We start from the raw sequence: 15,566 nt of genomic DNA on the forward strand, positions 1-15,566 counted from the left end.
ACTGAGCATCAAAAAGCACACTGGAATCCTCGCCGGTGTGCGCGTTCTATCTGCCTCACCAATTGTTTATTTCCTGTATCTGAGTTGTAAATAACCTTCATCCAATCAAGCAATTTCCAACTCCTCATCCACCTCTCTACACTACTTTTAAGTTAAAGAAATAATGGATTTACCATGAATATAGTTGGTTTAGACGAACTGGTATTCGGTGTTGACGACGTACAGGCTTGTTGTCAGTACCTCACCGATTACGGCCTTGTTCCTGTCGGTGTATCTGATGAAGGTGGCCGCTTCGAAGGACAGGACGGCACGGCTGTTATCATCAGACACAAGGACCATGCAGCACTACCGGCACCGTTACCCACTGCATCGATGCTGAGACAAACCGTGTATGGCGTAGACAACCAGACCACGCTGGATGCTATCAAAGCAGAACTGAGTACTGACCGCGAAGTGATTACCGGTGAGGATGGTAGCCTGACTACCGTGGACAACAGCGGTTTTGCGCTGAAATTTCAAATCACTTGTCGTAAGGCGTTTACCGGCAAAAATGAGCAGATTAATTCTCCGGGTTTTGCACCACAGCGTCCGGTTAATGAACCGGGGGCAGATGATAGCTACGACATCATTCCTGCCAGCTTGTCCCACGTCGTCTACTTCGTTCCGAATATTAAAGAGGCAGAGTCGTTTTACATCGACAGGCTCGGTTTCCGGGTTGCCGATCGTTTCACCCGGTTAGGGCCGTTCCTGCGCCCGCAGGGAACCCTTGATCACCACTCACTGTTTCTTATCGATACCCCGTCGCATATGCAGGGTTGTGAGCATTTCACGTTCCACCTGGCCGGGCCGAACGAGCTGTTGCTGGCGGGCAAACGTTTTCAGGATAAAGGCTACGAAACTTTCTGGGGTCCGGGCCGGCATATATTTGGCTCAAACTATTTTTGGTACTTCAACAGCCCCATGGGCGTGCATGTTGAATATGATGCAGACATGGATTTGCATGATGACAGCTGGACGCCACGGGAAGCCATGGCCAGCGCAGATACCTCGCAAATTTTCAATTTCACCCTGGTGAAAAAATGGATGCCCGGTGGCGATCCGCACTGATGGCATCACCCTGTGTGCGCTGGACGATATTCCGCTGAATACCAGTAAAGGCTTCAGCACCGGCGCACAGCAGGCAGCGTCTATTTTTATTGTGAGAACCGGCCATAGCAGTATTGCTGCTTTTCGCAACAGTTGTCCGCACAAGGGCTACGAACATGCCTCCATGGCCTGGAAAAAAGATGCTTTTCTGGACGGGTCTGGCCAGTTCATTAAATGCGGCTCACACGGCGCGCTGTTCGAACGCAATACCGGTTTTTGTATTTCCGGCCCCTGTAAAGGGAGTCACTTAACGCCGGTACAGGTAGAAATAAATAGTCACGGGAATCTCGTCTGGTACCCCGACTCAGAAACAGAAGAACATGAACATGACATCATCAGTAAATAAAGTGCTTATTGTCGGCGGCGGCTTCACCGGTATGTCCACAGCCATTCTGCTCAGTAAACAAGGAATAGAAGTACACCTTGTTGAACTGGACAAAAAATGGAAGACAGACGGGGCCGGTATCACTGTTAGCGGTCCGTCACTGCGTGCCATAGAGCAAATTGGTCTGATTGACGAATTCCGCCGCCACGGTGCTATTTGCCAGAACGTCGACATGCTCACTGCTGACGGTACTTTCCTGCGTCAAATAGTTACTCCTGCCGTGCCCGGTTCAAGTATTACCGGAGGCGGTGGCATCATGCGCCCGGTACTTGCCGGTATTCTGGCTGAAAAAGTGCAGCAAAGCGGCGTGCATGTACACCTTGGCTGCACCTACGAAACACTGACTGAGCAGGAAGACGGTATTAAAGCCATGCTGACAGATGGCTCTGAACATGTGTTTGACATGGTACTGGCCGCAGATGGTGTATTTTCTAAAACCCGTGAACAGTATTTTGCCGGAGCACCGGTGCCTCAGTATACCGGTCAGGTGGTGTGGCGCGCGGTGGTGGAACGCCACGGCCTGGAACGTCCGGCATTATTTTACGGTAGCAATGGCAAACTCGGTTTTACCCCGGTGTCATCCACCCACATGTACCTGAATTACACCGAACAACGGCCGCAAAAGTCCCGCATCGCTGATGAAGAACTGCTGCCTTACCTGCAAAACTTGATTGCGCCATTTACTGCACCGGTGATTGAAGCAGTGAAAGCGGAACTCTCTGAATCATCCAGCATTCTGGCACGCCCGCTGGAAGGGATGATCATGCCCCGTTCCTGGTTTAAAGGCCGGATATTGCTGATGGGAGATGCAGTTCATGCCACAACACCCCATCTCGCGTCGGGTGCAGGTATGGGCCATGAAGATGCTGTGGTGATAGCCGATGAAATTGCATCAGGTGGCACGGTAGAAGAGATCTTCACCCGCTTCGAGAATCGCCGCTGGCCCCGATGCAGCATGATTGTGACTAACTCAAAGCGCTTAGGTGAAATTGAGCAAACCGGCGGTTCAAAAGTAGAGCATATTCAGGTTATGGCGTTAACCATGAGCGCATTAATGGCGCCCATTTAACACCTGCTTATCAGTAATACGAAAGCCTTAAGTAAAATAATGTTTTCTTTGTTGTAATCATATAGTTAAAAAATGATACTAGTGCTTTAGGGCTTTCATGCAGGTTTTCTTATGCGTTTAAACAGACTCGACCTCAATTTACTGGTGGCACTGGATGCCTTGCTGACCGAACGAAGTATTACGCTGGCAGCTGAACGTATTTGTTTAAGTCAGCCTGCCACCAGTGGTGCACTGGCGCGGTTGCGGGAGTTTTTCGATGACGATTTACTGGTACGGGTGGGTGCAAAAATGCAACCGACGCCATTAGGTGAGAGCCTCGCAGAGCCAGTTCACAATATCCTTTTACAAATTCAAGCCACCGTCGATCGCGGTGTAACCTTTGATCCGTACACCTGTAACAGAAAATTCAAATTTATCGCTGGCGACTACAGTAGTACGGTATTGCTTACCGCTGTAGCTAAGCAGATTAATTCACTTGCCCCGGGGATTCAGTTTGAATTTTTTATTCCGAGCAATAAGCCTGCAGAAGTATTAGACCGGGCAGAAGTAGACTTCATGATAATGCCGATGTCGATAAAGGTTGATCATCACCCATGCGAGGAATTATTTTCTGAAAAATTTGTATGTATTGCATGTGAACAGAACGATGCAGTTCATGAAAATATAACACTGGACGATTTTTTGAACCTTGGCCACGTCACTGTAAAATTTGGCACGAGTCGCGTAACCAGTCAGGATCAAGTACTCATGAGAGATAAGTGGGGAAAAGAGCCAAAAGTAGAAATAATCACATCGACTTTTAATGCGATTCCTCAATTTTTACCCGGCACAGCACGCGTGGCAACTGTTTATCAACATCTTGCTGAGCACTGGCAGGCACTCATCCCCATCAAAACCGTTCCGCTTCCGGAGCCTTTACCTGAGATATCGTGGGCATTGCAATGGCATAAATACCGGGACCAGGATCCGGCGCTAATCTGGTTAAGAGAACAGATAATAGCTACTGCCCGTAAGACCTTTGCCTGACATCACTGCCGGATTATTGGCAAAACAAATAGTCCGGCTTTACCGAATCAAATATTCCGCCTCAGGTGTGTCTGTTACACTTTATTCACAATTTTTTGTGGAGAAAGAAAATGCCGGGACATCAAAACAGAATTGCCGTTATTACGGGCGCCGCCGGTGCGTTAGGACGGGAATTCGCTCTGGCTCTGGCATCACGGGGATGCGATATCGCCATAGCGGACATTCAGGATGCCTCCGCCGTGGTGGCAGAAATTCGTGCCACCGGTCAGCGGGCTTACAGTGAAATTGTTGACTTGTCAGACGCAGAACAGGTTTCGCAGTTTGCTGATAACGTACTCAGTAAATTCGGTCAGGTAGACATTCTTGTTAATAACGCGGCTTTCATGCCGGTAATACCGCTGGCTGAACTTGATTTAGCAACGTTCAGAAAATTTGAAGCCATAAATGTTGAAGCGGCATTCATTCTGGGCAAAACCTTCGGCATGGGTATGGCAGAAAGGGGTTACGGACGCATCGTTCAAATCGCTTCCAGCACCACCGGCACGGCTATGCCCGGGTTTTCAGCTTACGTGACAACCAAAATGGCGGGGATCGGTCTGACCCGCGCACTGGCAGCGGAATTCAGTTCCTCAGGAGTCAGAGTCAATGCCCTTTCGCCCGGACTTACCCGTACGCCGGAATCAGCGAAAAACCTGCCCCCGCAGTTATTCGATAACGTGAAAAATAACCTGCAACTGATTAAACAAACCGAAGAGCCTCAGGATTTAACCGGCGCACTGTTGTTCCTGACATCCGAAGAATGCGGCTTTGTTACCGGACAAACGATTAACTGCGATGGCGGTGTTAACTTTTAAGGAGAATGCGATGAAACTGGCAACACTGAAAAACGGCACCCGCGACGGAACCCTTGTAGTGGTATCCCGTGATTTAACCCGGGCAGCAGACGTTTCCCATATTGCTAAAACCATGCAACTGGCACTGGAAAACTGGGACGCGGTGCTCGCTGATCTCACCGCCGTTTACGACAAGCTCAACGATAATGCGGTTTCAGACGCATTCACGTTTAACCCTCAGGATGCTATGGCTCCCCTGCCCCGCTGCCACCAGTTCATTGATGCCTCGGCATTTCTAAACCATGGCAACATTATGGAAAAGGCCTTTGATCTGGATGTGAAGAAAGATCCGAACATCCCTATTCTTATTCAGCGTCAGAGCGATGACTTTATGGGCCCCTGTGAAGATTATGCTTTCCCTTCTGAAGAAGATAACGCCGATTTTGAAGGGGAATTTGCGGTTATTACCGGCGATATTCCTATGGGGGCGTCCGCCTCTGAAGCGCTGGATAGGGTAAAACTGGTCACCATTTTAAATGACATGAGCATGCGTAAGCATCTTTTCCGTGAATTACAAATGGGCTTCGGCTTTATATTGGCAAAGCCGGCGACGGTGTTTGCACCGGTGGCGGTTACCCCGGATGAACTGGGTGATGACTGGAAAGACGGACGTGTACATCTGAACATGGAAGTGAGCCGCAACGGGGAATGGTTTGGTCACCCTAATGGCGGCGAAATGGACTTTTCTTTCGGGCAAATCCTTCAACACATCACGTACAACCGCAACATCAAAGCCGGTATGATTTTAGGTTCGGGAACGGTATCCAGTAAAGACTGGAAAGAAACAGGATCGGCCTGTCTGGCAGAGCGTCGGGCACTGGACATACTGGAATTTGGTGAAGTGAAAACCGATTTTCTAAAATACGGTGAATCCCTCAGCTTCGACGTGAAAGATCACCTGGGTCAGAGCGTATTCGGCAAAATTGACCACACCATGGTAAAACCATGACTGCTAATGTCGCTTCCCTGTTCAGCGTTGAGAACAAACGCGTGGTGGTGACAGGTGCACTTGGCGGGATTGGCAGTGCCGTTGCCCGCCTTTTTCTTGAGGCTGGTGCAACGCTTATTCTGGCCGACCGTGAGCACAGTTTCCCGGACACGCCGCCCGGCACAGTGTATATTCCTGCGGATTTCAGTGCTGAAGGCGGTGCTAATGCACTCATTCAGCATATTCAGAATGCGCCGGTAGATATTATTATTCACACTGCCGGCATTGAAGGTCATGTGGGAAGCATGGACGACTGCGCTGAGGCCGACTGGTTGCGTACCATGAGAATTAACCTGCTGTCAGCCCAGTTACTGTCTGCTGCCGCAGTTAAAGGCATGCAGCAGCGGGGTAGCGGACGGCTAATTTATGTGGGCAGCATTGCAGGCAAACGGGGTACATCGGCCTTGGGGCTGTATTCGGTCACGAAAGCCGGGCTGTCTCAACTTGCCCGCAACTACGCGGTACAACAAGGTAAATATGGCATAACCGCCAATTGTATTTGCCCGGGTCTTATCGATACGCCGTTATCGAAACATCTGCAGGCCGACGCGGCGTTTATGACCAAACGTATGCAGCAAACACCCCTTAACCGCCTTGGCACAACAGATGAAATCGCCGCTACCGCGCTTTATCTGGCCAGTGCAGCCGGAGGTTTTACAACAGGTCAGGATATTGTGGTGGACGGGGGAACACTGATCTCAGATTGTTAGCTGTTACCTGCCGGAAATAACGGTATAGCCTTACTGTTATCATATGAAGTTAATTAAAAACCCCGCTACAGAAAGACTGTCGCGGGGTTTTAAGTGTTGTACTACGGGTAATGTGCATGCTCAATATGCCCGAAAGCCTGCACAAGCAACGGCATGATTGGCGCTAACAACCCGGCCCTCATCACGGCGATGTGTAACAGGAAGGATCAGAATAATTTCCTGTATCGTACCAGCCTTTCTGGTGACCATGTTGTGTTTTCCCGGAGCCTATCCGTAGTAGAATTGTCATTGTTTAGTCTTTGCTGAACAGCATTTTTACGATTGTCATGAACTTCGCCGGAGACAGCGCCATCTTAGCGGCTCTGCGTAAATCTCCGGGCCCCAGGCGGGCAGTTAATGGCATCGTTCCGAAGGTTTTACCCCGCACCACCAGCTCATCATCTGTTGTATCAATGCTGTCCACCGTCATCAGTTCAGCATCGTTTTCGTTGAACAGTCGCACCGCACCGTCATCCGGCGCCTGTGTTCTGGCTTTCACGGTACTTTTGGATTTACTTTCGCCGGTCTGGAACGTGCTATCAAAGTCCATACCCAAATCTTCGAACATCACCATGGCAGCGGCGCGCCCGGCCCCCACCACACCACCGGCAGGCGGCATTGACGGGCCAACCAGATACAGTGAATCGATTCCCGGCACCTTAAACTGACCAAGATCCGGCGTAGGACGGTGTCCTACACTTTGGTAGAAATAAGGCGCCACACCGTGAACATCACCTTCTACCATGGAGTTCGGCGAGTTTCTTTCCAAATCCAGTGGCGTGTAGAATTTGTGGGCGATGATATTATCGCTGTTAAGGTTCGACACAAACTTGCCTTGTTGCTTCTGCCGCTCTTCACCATAAGCTTCACGTATTTCATCCCAGCGGCTGCTGCCACCTTCAAGAAGATTAAACGGAGCAAAGCCGGTGCTGTGCCACATGCCGGCGCCTTCCGGTACGCGAGAGGGATCCGTTTTGGACTCATCGTTACCCGCAGAAAACATCATGTCGGTCAGCTCCCCCCGCTTTACAGCATCAAAGTCACGCTGCATATCCGCCATGGATTCATGCTGACAAAGGGTAAGCATAATGGCTTTTTCCACATCTTTTTCTGCAGTACGGAATTGTACGGGTTCGCGAAGATCGTAGTGAGCAACAAACAAACTGAACGCTGCCAGACTGGCATTTTCAGCACGCTTGAGTACGGGTTCAGACACGCCATCAACAAACTGACGGATTTTATGGGGGTGCATGGAGCCGATGACAGCGTCACGGGCCATGATTTTCTCGCCAGTGACCAGCTCAACGCCTTTGGCTTTACCGCCTGACACCAGAATGCGCTTGATTTCGCTGTTGTAGCGAATTTCGCCCCCGGTAGCTTCGATAGCTCTCACCATAGATTCTGACAATTTACCTGAGCCACCCCAGGGTTGGGCTACGCCGTAGGTGTGCATGAGCGCTGTAAACATCACAGTCCCCATACCAGTGCCCAGCTCATCAGGTAATTGCAGGTTTTCAGACACCGCACGGGCAATGTGCATTTTGATTTTATCGTGAGTAAACCAGGTATTGATAATATCCATGCTGCTGCGTTGCATCATGTCCATCATCACGCGACCTTCTTCGCTGCTGTCCAGCATTGCCATCAGTGCGCCCAGAGGAGGCTGAGGCTTGTACATGCCGGGCATTATCATTGGCAGCATGCTTTGGCCCAATTCTACAAAGCGACGGTACGCGTCAGCATCACGCTGAGAAATTTTTGCCATACCTTGGCAGGTTTTATCCAAATCTTTGTAGGTCATCAGCGCAGACTGATCGGCAAAAATGGTGGCGTGAGGTACGTCTGAATATTTGTAGTCCATGCCATATTTTTTGAACAAATCCAGTTCATCATTGGTGATAAGCGGGTTCGCCTGAATCATAATATGCACACTGGAGTGCAAATCGTGGTGGTAACCCGGCGTAAGGATTTGCTGTGTGGCTGCACCGCCACCGGCGTAGTCATGGCGCTCCAGCAGCAGTACTTTCTTTCCGGCTTTTGCCAGATATCCGCATGTTGTCAGACTGTTATGGCCTGCGCCCATTGCGATTACGTCAAAATCAGCCATTTTTTATTCCTTTTAAGGGTGCATTTCCGGCAAAGGTTCACCGTTAATTTCTACCGGCGTTGCTTCTGTGAGTACAAAAACAATACGGCATACTTCGTTCTCAGACGGATTCCGCCAAAGATGGATAGTGCCCCGTTGCACTACGATGTCACCGGCATGAAGCAGAGTTTTGTTGCCATCGTCCAGCTCCAGTTCCAGCTGGCCCTGCAGCACAATGCCGTAGTCCAGACTGTTGGTGCGGTGAAAAGGCGACGCCGATTGCGGTAGCATGTCCACCACACGGATCACAGAACCGCCGTTCAAAGTAAGTCCGGCATCACGGTAACGACCGTCGGTTTCATCATTGTTTTCCACCGGCAAATCAGGCGCTGTCCAGACAAGAGCAAACTCCGCATCACCGCTGGGAATTAATTTTGTTTCAAAAGCCTGATCGTCTTTGAAAATCGATCTGCCATTCTCATCGTGCCCCGTTACCACACGGCGTACATCTTTAAGTCGTCCCATCGCTAACCTTCATCTGAACATTTATATATTATGACTCAAAGTGTACTTACAGGCTGTACGCGCACAAATCGGTTATGCAGATATCGCACATTCCAATAACAAATGATTCACAACACCAAAGCAATTAGCGCTGGACAACACACTATCTGTACGGGGGATTCGGCACATCAGTAACGCAAATTTTCAAATTTTCGCAACATTTTTTACACTTAGTTTAACTATTACAGGGGAAAGTATATGCATAACGAAAGTAACAGCGTTTCTGAACAAAACCGCCGACTGGCAGGGAAAACCGCACTGGTCACAGGTATCGGCGATGGCATCGGTAAAGGTTGCGCTCTCATGTTCGCCAGACAGGGCGCAACGGTTATTGGCACAGATATAAATGAAGAAGCGGCCTTGCGCACTGTAGAGGAAGCGCAGTCACAAGGCCTGTCTTTGCAGTTCGCCTGTGCCGCTGACCTCACCGATGAAGATGACATCACCAATTTGCGTGAAAGAGTGACGACGCTAACCGGCTCCCTAAATATCATCGTCAATGCTGCGGCTACTGCTGTGTTTAAATGGATAGAGGATATGACCTATGCAGACTGGCAACTAACCTTAAAAGCAGAGTTAGACTCGGTATATCTGGTCACCCGGGCATTCTGGCCACATCTGAAAGCATCCGGATCCGGTTCTGTGATTAATTTTGCTTCGGCCAACGCTTACCAGGCATTAAAAGGCTCTGCCGCACTGGCGCACTGTGCAGGCAAAGGAGGTGTGTTGGCAATGACCCGCCAACTGGCGATGGAAGGTGGCCCTCATGGTGTTCGGGCAAATACTATATCACCCGGGCTCATTGTAACCGGCGCCACAGCTCCGGTGATTGACGATGAAGATTTCCTCAGTAATGTCATGGCAAAAAACATGCTGGGCCGCTTAGGCAAGCCGGAAGACATTGCCTGGTGCGCCACCTATCTTGCCAGTGACGAAGCCAGCTTTGTCACCGGCGCAGATTTTTCCATTGATGCAGGGGCCATTGCCTGGTAAGTGTCGTCTGGCGAATAGCGGGCAAGACATTGCCCGTATAACCCGCCAATAAAAAACCCCGCTGCCAGTTAACTGTCAGCGGGGGTTTCTCTTATCTGTATATCAGAAGTTGTACTTAGCTCTGACACCGTAAGTACGTGGTGCTTTCAGTGCTGCATAAGTAGCGGTTGATGCCGGGCGATGTATTGCGGCAGTCATTACCGTTTCGTCAGTGATATTGTTTCCGTACACAGTCACTGTCCAGGCCCCGCCGTTGTCTAGTGTAAATGATAGATCTGTGACACCAACAGCATCCTGTTTTTGTGAATCTTCGTAACCAATATCTAGATAGCGTTCTGTTTCGTAGTGATGCCAGACTGAGCCCACCAGATAAAGCCCGTCACTGAGTTCGAATGTGTGCTCGTACCCCAGATTCAATGTCCATTCAGGACTATTGAGTGCCGGTTTACCGGAACAATCAACCACTAGAGTAGTACCGTCATCATCGGGAGTAGTTGCACACGTGGTTACTGTTGTGTCAGCTCCTGCTCCGTCATAAATGAACTCATCGTAACTGGCATCCAGATACTGAATATTCGCTTTCAGCAAACCGTAATCGCTGACAGCATACTGAATATCTACCTCTGCCCCCTGCATGGTGGCAGCACCGGCATTACGGGTGAGAGAACCAAATGCGCCAGACGGTAAGTAACCCAGATAAGTCACCTGCTGATCTTTATAGTCCCAGTAAAAAGCTTCAATGTTCAGCTGTAGCTGATTATTCATAAAGCGATTTTTACTACCTGCCACCAGCGCGCCGATTTCTTCCGGTTCATAGGAGTTATCGACAGAGTCAGCAAAGAAGCCGCCCGATTTAAAGCCGGTTGTGTAGTTTACATACAGCATGGAATCTGCATTCACATCGTATTCAATTCCCGCACGGTAGGTGAAGTTGCTGAAAGAGCGCTCGTCTTCAGCCTGCACAGTGTCGGGCGTATTGTTAAAGTCGTATAAGTTATACGTTTCCAGCGTCAGCGGGGACTGACGCACCTGCATCTCTTTTTCTTCTTCTGTGAAACGGGCACCTAAAGTAAAGCGAAGGTCATCAGTGGCAGACCAGGTCATTTGTCCGAACACCGCCTGACTGTCTGTGCCTAGATCAGAGTAAACATACTCACCAGCCGGCCCCCATAATGAAGCAGCAAAGGAAAAAGGCGCCGCCCAGGACAAAGATTTTTGATCTTCAGCGTAAATGAATGCACCGGCAACGTACTTAATTGCGCCGGTATCGTTTGAGGCGAAGCGCACTTCCAGTGAACTTTGCTTATTCTCGTCCTGATTGATAACCGGAAAGCCAGGCAAGTAGAAGGTTGTGTCAGGCTCAGCCACGCGGTAAGAAGGAATAACCGTCAGCGTGCCACTGTCAAAGTGAGCGTTGATAGTGGCGGACACCCCCCAGAAAGTACTGTCCTGATAGCCTTCGTAATCAACGCCCTCGTCAGCGTCATAGAAATTGAAGGTCTCAAAATCCATGTAAGTACTGACAAACTCAGGGCGGCTGAGGAAAAAGGAGGTGGGTTGGGCTGCTTCAAATGCCGCTATACTTACCGGATCGGCACCACCAATCCGCTCATCAATTGCCGGCGCGCCGTCAGAGATCAGCACACTACCCGCACCTGTGCCGCCAGCCTTGTAGTAGTCACCGCTCAGCAATACGTCATATTTATCATTGGGGGCATACAGGTAGTGCACCCGCAACGCTTTTCCGTCTTCGTCATCATAACCGTCTGATAAATACCCGTCGCGGCTGACCCACTGCCCGGAAATGCGCAAAGCTGAGTTGTCACTGACAGCAACATTTACCGCGCCCGCCAACTGACGTGAATTATAATTTCCAACACTGCCGCTAATGTAGCCCTCTGTGTAGCCCAACTCAGGCTTGCGGGAAATAACATTGATAGCACCGCCGGTAGCATTACGGCCGTAAAGCGTTCCCTGAGGTCCTTTCAGCAGCTCAAGTCGCTCAAGGTCGAAAAAAGTTCCCACCACAGAGCCCGGACGGCCAATGTAAACACCGTCGTAGTTGAAGGCCACCGCGTTTTCAGCAAACGCGTTCGTTCCCTGTGTACCCACACCCCGTACATAAAAACTGTTTCCTGTACCGCCGGTTTTGTTGATTTGCAGTGCAGGCACTAAAAATGACAATTGATCAGGCTGCGTGATACCGCTCTTTTCCAACTGCTTTGTGGAAATGGCCGATACCGCCAGTGCTGCTTTCTGGACATTCTCAGTACGGTGTTGGGAAGTGATTTCAATGACTTCCAGGCCGGACTGAACGTTTTCATTGTCTGACTGGGCGTAAGCCGGGGTCACGGCAGCAGCTACAGCCAGGGCGAGCATGGTAGGGATTCGCGTTTTGTTCACAGGTTTGTACTCCAGGTTCTCTCATCCGTTTGTGAAACGCCTTACGATTTTTATTTTCCTGGCGACGAGATAGTGCGCCGGTTAACCGCTTGAGGCATTCACAACCCTTTAACAACTCAACAACAATAGGGAAACGGGAGAATTAAATTAAATCGCCATTTCGGATGACATATATTCGTAATTGCAATAGTGAATTCCAGGCGAAAAAAAACGGCAGTGTAACAATCACACTGCCGTTACGGACAACAGAAACGCAGGCAGTCAGCTTCTGTTTTCTTCTACAAATTCAATAAGGTTTCCTGCACAGTCACGAATAAAGCAGCCTTTACCAAACTTCTCCCTGACCACGAAAGCAACATCCGCCCCCCGTGCTTCCACGACGTCGAGGAAGCGTTCCAGATCAGGTACTTTGAATGCTACATGCTTATTGCCGTGGGTCTTTACATCTTGTGGTGGGTGTCGCCTTTCTTCAGGCAACGAAGCCGCCCCTTCCACTTCAAATATTTCGAAGCGCAAATCGCCCCGTCGTACCATGGCCACTTTCGCCTTTGCAGCCTCAATGTAAAATTCCCGCTCGGTGGCGAAGTCCAGCACACTGGCATACCATGCTTTTGCCTGCTCAAGATCAGGTACACTTACACCGCCATGATGAAATATAAATTCCGGTAATACGTTATCAGTCATATTTACTCCGCTGTCCAGCCACCATCAACTACCAGGCTGGTGCCAGTCATTAATGCGGATGCGTCTGATGCCAGAAACAATGCCGCGCCCATAAGATCCTGTACTTTCCCCAGCCTGCCGATTTTGATTTTCTCAAGCACAGAAGCCAGAAAGGCTTTATCTTCAAAGAAAGGTTTGGTCAGCGGTGTTTCAATAAACGTGGGAGCAATTGTGTTAGTGCGGATCCCGTGCGGAGCAAGATCAAGGGCCATGGCTTTATTCATGCCTTCCAGTGCCCATTTCGATGCACAGTACAATGAGCGGTTGACGCCGCCCACATGGCCCATCTGTGAACCGATATGAATTAGTGACCCTTTGATGCCACCTTCAATCATGCGCTGAATACAGGACTGTGCGACAAAATAAGCGCTTTTCACATTCAGATTGAGTACCGCATCGTAATCGTCTTCTGTGACTTCAGTTACCGGTTTTGGCCGGTTTGTGCCGGCGTTATTGACCAGTACATGAAACGGATCGCTCCGTTTAAAGAACTCTCGTACCGCGTTGAGATCGCTGACATCCAGTACCTCAGCCTGCGCCTTATCTCCCCGCGCACAAATTGACTCTGCCGCAGTTTGAATTTCGCCAGCCGAACGGGCAACCAGTGTTACCGATGCCCCTGCTTCCGCCAGACCGGCAGCAATGGCCAGGCCAATGCCCCGCCCTGCGCCGGTAACCAGCGCCCGTTTACCGTCCAGACGAAAGTCCGGTAGTGCCGGTAAAGTACTGTTTGTCATAATGACTCCTAAACCTTCGTTTTTGCGGTGGGTGTAACCGTTCCGGCATACGGCACATCAATATTGCCGTAACGACGCACCCGCAGATTTGCCTGTTCACCATGACCGGCAAAACCTTCCAGACCACACAAGCGGGAGCAATATTCTCCGATTAATGCAGAAGCATCATCAGTAACCACTTTCTGGTAAGTACAGGTTTTAATGAATTTTCCGACCCACAACCCGCCAGTATACCGGGCCGCTTTCTTCGTTGGCAGCGTGTGGTTGGTGCCAATGGCTTTGTCGCCATACGCCACATTGGTACGCGGACCAAGGAACAGCGCGCCGTAGTTAGTCATGTTCTTGAGGAAGTAATCCGGATCAGCCGTCATCACCTGCACGTGCTCACTGGCAATCTCGTCAGCAATCTGCACCATTTCTTCGTAGCTTTCTGCCACGATAACTTCACCGAACGTTTCCCACGCTTTACGGGCATGGTCAGCAGTAGGCAGAATTTCCAGCAAACGCTCAATTTCTGCCATGGTTTCTCTTGCCAGTTTTTCTGAATTGGTCAGCAGTACACCCGGGCTGTCCGGTCCGTGCTCTACCTGACCGAGAATGTCAGTAGCGCACATTTCACCGTCTACCGACTCATCAGCAATGATCAGGGTCTCTGTAGGACCGGCAAATAAATCGATACCCACGCGGCCAAATAACTGACGCTTCGCCTCAGCAACGAACGCATTCCCCGGGCCAACCAGAATATCCACACCACTGATGGTTTCTGTGCCCAATGCCATTGCGCCGATAGCCTGAATACCACCCAGCGCATAAATTTCATCCGCACCGGCCAGTGCCTGCGCCGCAATAATGGCAGGAGCAGGTTTGCCTTTAAAAGGTGGGGCGCAAGTTATTACACGGGGAACACCGGCCACTTTTGCTGTGATAACCGACATGTGAGCGGAAGCCAGCAGCGGATATTTACCACCCGGCACATAACAACCGGCAGCGTTTACCGGTAAATTCTTGTGTCCCAGAATCACTCCGGGCAGAGTTTCTACTTCTACATCTTTCATGGAGTCGCGCTGAATTTGCGCGAAATTACGCACCTGCGTCTGGGCGAATTCAATATCTTTCAGATCTTGCGGGGACAGCGAGTCCATACACGCCTGAATTTCTTCTTTTGTCAGGCGGTAGTCTTCTCTGTCCCAGTTATCAAACTTAACGGATAAGTCGCGGATAGCCGCATTGCCCCGCTTTTCAATGTCTTCAAGTGTCGCTTCTACAATCTCGCGTACTTTGCGGTCAGCATCTGCTTTAACCTGCGCTTCCGCGCCCCGCTTTAACCAAATAGCCATGGTGGTCTCCGTTACAAATAGGGTAATTAAAAGCCGTCTATCACTGTTCTGGTGTGAACCACCGACGGCGGGGCAATAAAGAACTCAGACACCAGCGACCGCCAGGCAGCAAAGCCTTCAGACTGCCGGAAAGTTTCCATATGTGCTTCGACAGAGTCCCAGCGCACCAGCAAAACATATTCGCCTTCGTTCTCAATCACTGCATCCAGAGCAAAGCTGTGGCAACCTTCGGCTTGTTTGAAGTGCTCCATAGCCAGAGAGACCGCTTTTTCAAAACGACTCTTGCTCTCAGGAGAAACGACCAGTCGCGCCATTTCTGTCACCATATTTTCACTCCAAAATTCCCAGGTTAATTGCTTTGTTAATTCCAGACATATTTGCCTGATAAACAAATTCACGCAGTCAACAGTTATAAATCAGTGAGTGTATTTATAAGAAATTAAGGCATGAAATCCGAATCCGAATTA

Annotated in this window: 15 protein-coding genes; 8 read left to right on the plus strand and 7 right to left on the minus strand. The window is 50.0% G+C overall.

Annotated features, from left to right (window positions below; genetic code table 11):
* Positions 1 to 174 precede the first annotated feature (174 nt).
* The 7 genes from ACXAGR_RS08170 (at position 175) to ACXAGR_RS08200 (ending at position 6,217) form a co-directional block, all read left to right on the plus strand.
* The gene (locus tag ACXAGR_RS08170; protein ID WP_474849247.1) at positions 175 to 1,107 is read left to right on the plus strand and encodes a VOC family protein; all 933 of its coding nucleotides are present in this window, start codon (positions 175 to 177) and stop codon (positions 1,105 to 1,107) included.
* Positions 1,091 to 1,492 carry a Rieske (2Fe-2S) protein gene (locus ACXAGR_RS08175; RefSeq protein WP_474849249.1) on the plus strand — a complete coding sequence of 134 codons (402 nt, stop codon included), beginning with the start codon at positions 1,091 to 1,093 and terminating at the stop codon, positions 1,490 to 1,492. Before ACXAGR_RS08170 ends, ACXAGR_RS08175 begins: the two co-directional genes overlap by 17 nt.
* A complete protein-coding gene (locus ACXAGR_RS08180; RefSeq protein ID WP_474849251.1) occupies positions 1,473 to 2,600 on the plus strand; it encodes an FAD-dependent oxidoreductase in 1,128 nt (375 codons plus the stop codon). Before ACXAGR_RS08175 ends, ACXAGR_RS08180 begins: the two co-directional genes overlap by 20 nt.
* 111 nt (positions 2,601 to 2,711) lie before the next feature.
* On the plus strand, positions 2,712 to 3,626 hold the full coding sequence (locus tag ACXAGR_RS08185; RefSeq protein ID WP_474849253.1) for a LysR family transcriptional regulator: 915 nt from the start codon (positions 2,712 to 2,714) through the stop codon (positions 3,624 to 3,626).
* Between the two features lie 110 nt (positions 3,627 to 3,736).
* A complete protein-coding gene (locus tag ACXAGR_RS08190; protein ID WP_474849255.1) occupies positions 3,737 to 4,480 on the plus strand; it encodes an SDR family NAD(P)-dependent oxidoreductase in 744 nt (247 codons plus the stop codon).
* A gap of 10 nt (positions 4,481 to 4,490) precedes the next feature.
* A complete protein-coding gene (locus ACXAGR_RS08195) occupies positions 4,491 to 5,468 on the plus strand; it encodes a fumarylacetoacetate hydrolase family protein (protein ID WP_474849257.1) in 978 nt (325 codons plus the stop codon).
* Positions 5,465 to 6,217, plus strand: a complete 753-nt coding sequence (locus ACXAGR_RS08200; RefSeq protein ID WP_474849259.1) for an SDR family NAD(P)-dependent oxidoreductase — start codon at positions 5,465 to 5,467, stop codon at positions 6,215 to 6,217. The genes ACXAGR_RS08195 and ACXAGR_RS08200 overlap by 4 nt, the downstream gene beginning before the upstream one ends.
* A gap of 292 nt (positions 6,218 to 6,509) precedes the next feature.
* Here ACXAGR_RS08200 and ACXAGR_RS08205 read toward each other — a convergent pair whose 3' ends face one another.
* A complete protein-coding gene (locus ACXAGR_RS08205; RefSeq protein WP_474849261.1) occupies positions 6,510 to 8,363 on the minus strand; it encodes a phytoene desaturase family protein in 1,854 nt (617 codons plus the stop codon).
* 12 nt (positions 8,364 to 8,375) lie between these two features.
* The gene (locus ACXAGR_RS08210) at positions 8,376 to 8,867 is read right to left on the minus strand and encodes a cupin domain-containing protein (RefSeq protein WP_474849263.1); all 492 of its coding nucleotides are present in this window, start codon (positions 8,865 to 8,867) and stop codon (positions 8,376 to 8,378) included.
* A gap of 237 nt (positions 8,868 to 9,104) precedes the next feature.
* On the opposite strand from ACXAGR_RS08210, the gene ACXAGR_RS08215 reads away from it, so the two are divergent.
* The gene (locus ACXAGR_RS08215; protein ID WP_474849265.1) at positions 9,105 to 9,899 is read left to right on the plus strand and encodes an SDR family NAD(P)-dependent oxidoreductase; all 795 of its coding nucleotides are present in this window, start codon (positions 9,105 to 9,107) and stop codon (positions 9,897 to 9,899) included.
* A 102-nt stretch (positions 9,900 to 10,001) separates the two neighbouring features.
* Here ACXAGR_RS08215 and ACXAGR_RS08220 read toward each other — a convergent pair whose 3' ends face one another.
* From ACXAGR_RS08220 to ACXAGR_RS08240, 5 genes are all read right to left on the minus strand, one after another.
* Entirely contained in the window at positions 10,002 to 12,302 is a 2,301-nt protein-coding gene (locus tag ACXAGR_RS08220) for a TonB-dependent receptor (RefSeq protein WP_474849267.1), read from the minus strand.
* Positions 12,303 to 12,563: 261 nt separating this feature from the next.
* Positions 12,564 to 12,986, minus strand: coding sequence for a VOC family protein (locus tag ACXAGR_RS08225; RefSeq protein ID WP_474849269.1), 423 nt, complete (start codon positions 12,984 to 12,986; stop codon positions 12,564 to 12,566).
* A 2-nt stretch (positions 12,987 to 12,988) separates the two neighbouring features.
* Positions 12,989 to 13,762 (minus strand): SDR family NAD(P)-dependent oxidoreductase, encoded by a 774-nt coding sequence (locus tag ACXAGR_RS08230; RefSeq protein WP_474849271.1) that lies wholly within the window; start codon positions 13,760 to 13,762, stop codon positions 12,989 to 12,991.
* Between the two features lie 8 nt (positions 13,763 to 13,770).
* Entirely contained in the window at positions 13,771 to 15,099 is a 1,329-nt protein-coding gene (hisD, locus tag ACXAGR_RS08235) for a histidinol dehydrogenase (RefSeq protein ID WP_474849273.1), read from the minus strand.
* Between the two features lie 26 nt (positions 15,100 to 15,125).
* Complete coding sequence (locus ACXAGR_RS08240) at positions 15,126 to 15,413, minus strand: antibiotic biosynthesis monooxygenase family protein (protein WP_474849275.1); 288 nt, start codon at positions 15,411 to 15,413, stop codon at positions 15,126 to 15,128.
* Positions 15,414 to 15,566: the final 153 nt, after the last annotated feature.

The sequence above is a fragment of the Alteromonas sp. ABH4_457 genome (assembly GCF_056160625.1).

What these genes read in the sequence shown, in the direction of transcription:
- ACXAGR_RS08170 (WP_474849247.1), top strand. Translation starts at nt 175, where the DNA reads ATGAATATAGTTGGTTTAGACGAACTGGTATTCGGTGTTGACGACGTA.
- ACXAGR_RS08180 (WP_474849251.1), top strand. Translation starts at nt 1,473, where the DNA reads ATGACATCATCAGTAAATAAAGTGCTTATTGTCGGCGGCGGCTTCACC.
- ACXAGR_RS08185 (WP_474849253.1), top strand. Translation starts at nt 2,712, where the DNA reads ATGCGTTTAAACAGACTCGACCTCAATTTACTGGTGGCACTGGATGCC.
- ACXAGR_RS08190 (WP_474849255.1), top strand. Translation starts at nt 3,737, where the DNA reads ATGCCGGGACATCAAAACAGAATTGCCGTTATTACGGGCGCCGCCGGT.
- ACXAGR_RS08195 (WP_474849257.1), top strand. Translation starts at nt 4,491, where the DNA reads ATGAAACTGGCAACACTGAAAAACGGCACCCGCGACGGAACCCTTGTA.
- ACXAGR_RS08200 (WP_474849259.1), top strand. Translation starts at nt 5,465, where the DNA reads ATGACTGCTAATGTCGCTTCCCTGTTCAGCGTTGAGAACAAACGCGTG.
- ACXAGR_RS08205 (WP_474849261.1), bottom strand. Translation starts at nt 8,363, where the DNA reads ATGGCTGATTTTGACGTAATCGCAATGGGCGCAGGCCATAACAGTCTG.
- ACXAGR_RS08210 (WP_474849263.1), bottom strand. Translation starts at nt 8,867, where the DNA reads ATGGGACGACTTAAAGATGTACGCCGTGTGGTAACGGGGCACGATGAG.
- ACXAGR_RS08215 (WP_474849265.1), top strand. Translation starts at nt 9,105, where the DNA reads ATGCATAACGAAAGTAACAGCGTTTCTGAACAAAACCGCCGACTGGCA.
- ACXAGR_RS08225 (WP_474849269.1), bottom strand. Translation starts at nt 12,986, where the DNA reads ATGACTGATAACGTATTACCGGAATTTATATTTCATCATGGCGGTGTA.
- ACXAGR_RS08230 (WP_474849271.1), bottom strand. Translation starts at nt 13,762, where the DNA reads ATGACAAACAGTACTTTACCGGCACTACCGGACTTTCGTCTGGACGGT.
- hisD (WP_474849273.1), bottom strand. Translation starts at nt 15,099, where the DNA reads ATGGCTATTTGGTTAAAGCGGGGCGCGGAAGCGCAGGTTAAAGCAGAT.
- ACXAGR_RS08240 (WP_474849275.1), bottom strand. Translation starts at nt 15,413, where the DNA reads ATGGCGCGACTGGTCGTTTCTCCTGAGAGCAAGAGTCGTTTTGAAAAA.